Annotated in this window: 1 protein-coding gene; it reads right to left on the bottom strand. The window is 66.1% G+C overall.

Annotated features, from left to right (window positions below; all coding sequences use genetic code 11):
- A partial coding sequence (locus ACIA48_RS30275) for an amino acid adenylation domain-containing protein (RefSeq protein WP_396740013.1) occupies nucleotides 1-1173 on the bottom strand: 1173 nt, incomplete at both ends.

Genomic DNA, 1173 nt, shown 5'->3' with positions numbered 1-1173 from the left:
CCCACATACCGCAACTGCCCATCCGGGCCCCAGGACACCAAATCCCCGCTGCGATACATCCGGGTTCCCACACCACCAAACGGACACGCCACAAACCGCGACGCGGTCAACCCCGCCCGCCGCCAATACCCCACACCCACCCCAGCGCCGGCCAGATACAACTCCCCCACCACCCCGGCCGGCACCGGACGCAACCAATTGTCCAACACGAAAAACGCCGCCCCCGCCACCGGCGAACCAATCGCCGGAGCCCCCGACCCCGCGGACAACGGCGCACTCTTCGACGCCCACATCGTGGTCTCGGTCGGACCATAAACGTTGACCATCACCCGCCCCGGCGCCCACCGATCCACCAACTCCGGCGGACACGGCTCAGCCCCGATCACCAACGCCGCGCACTCCAACCCCCGCGGCGAAAGCATCCCCACCGCCGAGGGCGTCTGGGTCAACACCGTCACCCGCTCAGCGACCAACAACGCATGGAAATCGGGCGCCGAACGCGCCACCTCCTCGGGCACCACCACCAAACGGCCCCCGTGCAACAACGCCCCCCAGATCTCCCACACCGAAAAATCGAACGCCAACGAATGAAACAGCGTCCACACCTGCCCCGGCACCAACCCCACACCGATCTGCAACCGGTCAAACAACTGCGTCACATTGCCCTGACTGACCGCCACCCCCTTCGGGGTCCCCGTAGTACCCGAGGTGTAAATCACATGAGCGATCTCCTGCGCCGCCGGCACCGCCACCGCCGCCGAGGACTGCCCATCAATCGCCGGATCATCAACATCAACGACCACCCCCTCAAACCGGGCCAACCGCGACCGCAGAGCAGCCGTACTCAACACCACCACCGGCGCGGCATCAGCAAGCACAAACTCCACCCGCGCATCCGGATGCCCCGGATCAATCGGCACATAAGCCGCACCACACTTAAGCACCGCCAAAATCGCGATAACCGCCTCACCCGAACGCGGCGCCAACAACCCCACCCGCGCCCCAGGCCCCACCCCATAACCCATCAACAAACGCGCCAACCGATTCGACGCCTCATCAACCTGCCCATACGACCACGACCGCGTCCCACACGAAATCGCCACCGCCCCAGGGTCCCGATCCACCTGCGCACCAAACACCACCGGAACCGACACCCCCACCGGCCCCGACCCA

The sequence above is a fragment of the Mycobacterium sp. NPDC051804 genome (assembly GCF_044452905.1).
Taxonomy (GTDB): Bacteria; Actinomycetota; Actinomycetes; order Mycobacteriales; family Mycobacteriaceae; genus Mycobacterium.
This window is presented reverse-complemented; position numbering and strand designations above follow the sequence as displayed.